Source organism: Kribbella sp. NPDC043289, from assembly GCF_056436705.1.
On sequence record NZ_JBWKCB010000015.1, the window covers coordinates 1 to 5,350 of the forward strand.

Here is a 5,350-nt window from a genome sequence, read left to right on the forward strand (position 1 = left end):
CTCCAGCAGGGTCGCGTACCGGAACGCCTCGAGGGTCTCGTAGTGCGTCACGCTCGGCTTGCCGCCGGCCACCACGCCGAACTTGTAGTCGTGGTAATCATTTGCTCTTAGCAACATAATTGCAACAACATGCAGCTTCTCGGTAATCCATTGACCACGCTACGTGGTCGAACATACGCTCTCTTACGTCACTCGGTGATGGGCGCCCATCGTTTCATCCACATCACGGAGGTGTCGTTCATGGGATATGGAGAATGGGGTGCCGTTGTCAAGTCACCGACATCGGACACCGGTTCCGCCAAGGAACACCTGATCGATCAGTCTGCGGCTCAGACGGTGGCCGCGGCTGAGCACTCGGAAATGACCCGACTGTTCAGCTCATTCACCACCGTCGCGAAGGCCGGCCTGCGTGGCAGGTTCTCGCTGGCCGGATCGGCTCGCTAAGGAACGACCGCGGGCGGGCCGCTATGCCGGCCCGCCCGCGCACCCGTTGCATCGCCCACAGCTGGCAGCGCCCGTGCTACCGGCATGACTCAACGGAGGTGGACCAGTGCGAGTGGCGCACAGCAGAGCACAAGCAGAACGATCGGCGGACCTAGAGGCGGCCGTCCGACACGGGTACGCGGAGGCAGCGCGGCTGGGGTTGCGGTTCACGCCGCAGTTCATCACATCTGACCAGTTCGGCGTAACGTTCCTCGACGTCAGTGATCCTGACGGGAACCAAGTCTGCACCGGGGCCGGAAAGGGTGTCGGCATGCAGTGCGAGGCCAGCGCCCTTTTCGAGGCGCTGGAGCATTTCCAGCTCGCCACCGCGACTCGATACGAAACCGATTCGCTGCAATTGATGCTGGCGTCAGATATGGTGAGACAGAAAGCCTTGGCCCAAGAGCATCATCTTCATCGACTCGCACAGGACTACAGCGATGCGCAGCTGGCCTGCGCCCGATTCGAAGAAATTCGTGGCGACGCGGCGATGTGGTATCCGGCGGTATTCGCGAACCCGGTCTTCTCCGAGCGGCCGGCGGCGGGCGACACCCAGGACAAGTACTGGGCCTACGTGAAGTACGCCAGCACTACGGGATCAGCCAGCGGCATGGCCCTCGAAGACGCACTGCTGCATGGGCTGTTGGAGTGCTTCGAGCGCGACGCGATCTCACTTGCTCTCCTGAGCCTCGCCACCAGCCAGGCACCCCCCAGGGATGACAACTCTCCAGCTGTGTCGATTGCAGTCGTCCGCCCAGAGTCGTTACCCGAGGACCTCGCCACGCTCAGACGCCAGATCACGGAACTGGACGGCGCAGATCCGCTACTGCTTCGGCTCACCACGGATCTCGGCGTTCCGACCTATTTCGCGGTTTCCGGAAGTACTGACCGGGTCGGCAAATTCGGCGGCGGCAGCTCCCTCTCGTCACATTATGCGGCCGAGCGGGCACTTAGCGAGCTGTTGCAGATCCTGTACATCACCGAGTGGAAAGATCTGCAACCGTCACGCTTGGAACGCGGCGAGATCTTCGCCCCGTGGCCGGTACTGGACCGGATCTATCACCTCGATCTCCCGTTCGTCGAACTGCCAACCGTTCCGTTGGACGCCGAGCACCACGATCACGAGGCTGCGGTCGGCAGCTCGTCGGAGCAGCTCGTCCAGCTGACGCGCGTACTTCACCGATCAGGTCTGACGGCGTACCACCGTGAATGGACCGGTTCGGTCCAGGGCATTGCTGTCACGACAGTCGTCGTGCCAGGCCTCGAGCGGTTCATGTGTCCAGTGATGCTCGGCGCTCTGGCGATGCCCATGGCCCGCGGTGTCGAACTGCTGGAGTCTGCGAATGTCTAGCGCGACGCCGGACATCACCACTCGGGCAGGAACCGATGCGAGGGTCGAGAAGTTCTTGCGAGATGGATACTGCGCTGTGGAACGTGCTGTCACGGGCGACCGGCTCGCCCAGATAGCCGAGGCTTTCAACCGCTTCTTCCGGGCCAAACAGCTCAGGGCCAGGACGACAGCCTCTGGCATGGCGAATCATGGGGAGCGCCGATGGAACGGACTGCTCCCGTCCACGACGGATTTCCTCGCCGCCGATCTAATCGCCGCCGCGCCGGTCCTGGCTGTATTGGACGGCATCCGCGAGCGTTTGCGCGATCAGCGGCGTTGGGCCCTCCGGCTCGCCGGGTCGGACGTCTGCCTGCCCGGCTCCGTCGATCAGCTCCCGCACCGGGATGTGGGTACCTTCGACGTCACCTGCAACCTGTACCTCACGGAGGTCGATGAAGAGTCGGGACCGACCGAGATCTGGCCGGGAACTCACCAACCTATTTCGGTTCACTCCGCCACGCTGGACCCCGATGCGTTTCTCAGTGACATTCCGCTCTCGTTCGACGAATGGGTCCGGCTGGCGGCGGAGCGAGGCTCGCGACGACTGACTGTTTCACCCGGCACTGTCGTGATCCGGGACCAGCGCATGATCCATCGCGGTACGGCGAACCGCTCGGAACAGATGCGGCCGATGCTCAGCTTCAACTACTCCTTGATCGATGGCGTCTCCCCGATCGCGTACCGGTCCGTCGCCAGCGTGGCGCTCTCGATCACCAGCGCGATGCGACGCCGCGCAATGCAACTGTCGTCCACGAGGGAGGGGGCCGGTGCCGCGCTCTTTGCCGCCGCCGACGTCGCGAGCATCGAATTTCTCAGGGTCGCCGCGACCGATCGGCTGGCCAAGCGAGCCTTGCCGATCGATGTGTGGGACCAACTCTCACGCGAGGCCCGGGACTTGCTTCGACTGGCAGCGCCTGGGCAGGATGCCTGCCAGTACATTGCCCAGCGTTCGCTGCAGGCAACCATCAGCGGGATGCGTGATGCACTCGCGATGGTCGCGACGATCCGGCGACCGCCCAGCTGATGCGGAGCCGGATCGGTACCGTCTGGATTGTCCTTCCGCTCAACTACGGGCACGTCGTGCCGACCACGAGTCTGACGTCCAAACTGGAGGCTTGCGGCGCCAGCGTGCGGTATGTGCTGGTCGACTTCGCTGGCACGCTCACGACGGGTTCTCCCGCTGTACGGCTGCTCGCGCATCTCGATCTCGATTTCCAAGTCGTAGTCCTGCCTTTGCCGTCAGGGCGGTCTACAGAGGAGTGGGCCCAGCAGATGACGGAGGTCTGGGCCAGGCTGGGCGATACCATCGCGACCAGCCATCGGCCGGCGATCCTGTACGACAGGTACATACCGCAGGCGGCCCTGCTCGCCAAACTGCTCCGCATCCCGGCCGGTACGTTGTGTACAGACCTGCCCAACCGGCTCGATCTCCAGGTGCCGCCGGTCAACTCGAGCATCGTTCCGGGAAGCAGCTTGTCATCAGCTCGGCTGCTGCTCGCCTGGTCGGCGCTCTTGTACGCGAGCAGACGGCAAGCGCGAACAGCGTCGACGCGCCTCTCCGTTCAACACGCGTTCGTCATCTCGCTGTCGCAGCTCGCGGGCAAGTACGGCGTCCAGCTAGACCGTCCACCGGCACCGGTCAGTCTGCCGCCGTATCCTCTCCCTCGTCCTCCGGACACCGACGAGTTCGTATTCACCAGCACAGCGTTCGACTTCCGCCGTACCCGGGTCCGCGGTATCCATCGGCTGGGGCTTCTGATCGACAATCGGCGTCCCCCGGTTGACTTCGCCTGGGAGAAGCTTGATCCCGGACGAAAGCTGGTGTACTGCGCCTTCGGCACCGAACGCCTTGAAGGAGGCACCCACGACCACGCGTTCGACGTAGTCGCACGAGCCGCAGCAGAGTTGCCGGACCACCAAGTGGTTCTGGCAACAGGGAGTTCCACGGTTCCCAGCGAACTGCCCGAGAACGTCGTTCACTGTCGAGTGGCCCCACAGCTCCAGCTGATTCAGCGGGCCGCGCTGGTGATCTCACACGGTGGGTTCAATACCTTGAAGGAGGCTGCTGCGGCGGGCGTGCCCTCCCTTGTCCTGTCAGTATCCGGACCGGTGACGGACGCTGGTCGCAGCGGCGCTCTGGTCGAGTACCTCGGACTGGGGAAAGTCGTCCCAAGGCCACTGCTCCGGACCGCAGCTGTAATCGACGCGATCCGTGCGGTCCCGAGGTTTTCGTCTGCTTGTCGCGCGTTCGCGCGGGCAGAGAGACTTCTGACAGGCCCAGACCCCGCCATGACTGTGCTCTCGCAGATGCGCTGACTACTCGAACACCCGACGCAACCGGCCGCGATACGACGGCGGCGTCATCATCTCGCGGAACTGGTCGGCGCCTCCGACCGGCCACTGCGCCGCGAGCGCCTTTACGGCCGGGTCCTCGAGCTGGTCATGCAACGCTGCCGGGAAGTCTCCCCACAGGACCTTGAACGGCCGATCCCACATTTGGACGATCTCGGTTGCTACCGGGCCGGTGACACCCAGCGCATGGTGCATCTCCGACAGCTTCTCGTACACAGGCAGCAGAGCGTTCTCCCGGTCCTGCCAGCTCGTCGTCCGGAGCACGTCCGAGAGAAGCGGCGCTAGCTGTGGACCACAGGTGAGGCGAGAGAATGCGGTACCCAGCCATTTCGAGTACGGCGTGTACTGACGCTCCATCAGGAAGCAGAGACGCATCACATCCAGAACGATCCGAGAACCAATCACCGCCGAGCCGAGCTCGTCGCCGACCGAGCCGGCCCGGCCGACCAGGTTCGCCTCAGGATGGATACGCCACCAGCCGGCCATCAGCAGGTACAACCACAGGTCATTGGGGTAGTAGGCAAACCGTTGGCGCAGTGCCTCCAAGCCAACCTCGTCGTGATAGACCTCGCCCGCTGTCAGCATCAGTAGGCGTTGCTCCGCGAAGGTGATCCAGTCATCCACCTTGACGTCCTGCTCGATGTCGAAATCGAGATTCCGTCGAACATAGTCGCGCAGGGTGTGGACCTCGTGCGCCGTTGGCCGATCGGCAAAGGACCTCGGCAGACGTTTGTCCAGCGCGACGTCGAGGGCCGCACCATAGGCGTCGTGGTCTTCGTCGTCGAGAAAGAGCACCACTCGGGCTTCGCAGTTGTGATCGGTCGACATCTCGTCATCGAAGCCGAGCACCTCTGAACCGCGTCCGATCAGCGCTGCGCTGTGCGGCACATTGGCAAATTCAGATGCCAGGATCGGCCGGACGGCCTCATCGTAGAATCGACGGCTCAGGTCCAGACCGGAAACGTATGTGGACACCTGCGCAAACTCCTTCGCTGGGATGGACGTACGGGGCGGATCAGCGTGCAGTGTCACTGGGTGTCGACCAGGAGGTCGAGGGCGTGGTCCAGGTCATCGGGGTACTGCGAGGTGAACTCGACGTACTCGCCGCTGCCCGGATGGGTGAAA

At 63.6% G+C, this 5,350-nt stretch carries 5 protein-coding genes; 4 read left to right on the forward strand and 1 reads right to left on the reverse strand.

Going from position 1 to position 5,350, the window contains the following annotated elements:
* The first annotated feature begins 129 nt into the window (after positions 1 to 129).
* From AC0662_RS41330 to AC0662_RS41345, 4 genes are all read left to right on the forward strand, one after another.
* On the forward strand, positions 130 to 444 hold the full coding sequence (locus AC0662_RS41330; protein WP_478307485.1) for a hypothetical protein: 315 nt from the start codon (positions 130 to 132) through the stop codon (positions 442 to 444).
* A gap of 199 nt (positions 445 to 643) precedes the next feature.
* Positions 644 to 1,834, forward strand: a complete 1,191-nt coding sequence (locus AC0662_RS41335) for a YcaO-like family protein (RefSeq protein WP_478307487.1) — start codon at positions 644 to 646, stop codon at positions 1,832 to 1,834.
* The gene (locus AC0662_RS41340; protein ID WP_478307489.1) at positions 1,827 to 2,897 is read left to right on the forward strand and encodes a phytanoyl-CoA dioxygenase family protein; all 1,071 of its coding nucleotides are present in this window, start codon (positions 1,827 to 1,829) and stop codon (positions 2,895 to 2,897) included. Before AC0662_RS41335 ends, AC0662_RS41340 begins: the two co-directional genes overlap by 8 nt.
* Positions 2,897 to 4,189 carry a glycosyltransferase gene (locus AC0662_RS41345; protein ID WP_478307491.1) on the forward strand — a complete coding sequence of 431 codons (1,293 nt, stop codon included), beginning with the start codon at positions 2,897 to 2,899 and terminating at the stop codon, positions 4,187 to 4,189. Before AC0662_RS41340 ends, AC0662_RS41345 begins: the two co-directional genes overlap by 1 nt.
* Here the strand turns inward: AC0662_RS41345 and AC0662_RS41350 are convergent, their stop codons facing one another.
* On the reverse strand, positions 4,190 to 5,200 hold the full coding sequence (locus AC0662_RS41350) for a DUF4037 domain-containing protein (RefSeq protein WP_478307493.1): 1,011 nt from the start codon (positions 5,198 to 5,200) through the stop codon (positions 4,190 to 4,192). It lies immediately after the preceding gene.
* Positions 5,201 to 5,350: the final 150 nt, after the last annotated feature.

Coding starts and splice junctions, on each gene's coding strand:
- AC0662_RS41330 (WP_478307485.1), top strand. CDS start 130: ATGCAGCTTCTCGGTAATCCATTGACCACGCTACGTGGTCGAACATAC.
- AC0662_RS41340 (WP_478307489.1), top strand. CDS start 1,827: ATGTCTAGCGCGACGCCGGACATCACCACTCGGGCAGGAACCGATGCG.
- AC0662_RS41345 (WP_478307491.1), top strand. CDS start 2,897: ATGCGGAGCCGGATCGGTACCGTCTGGATTGTCCTTCCGCTCAACTAC.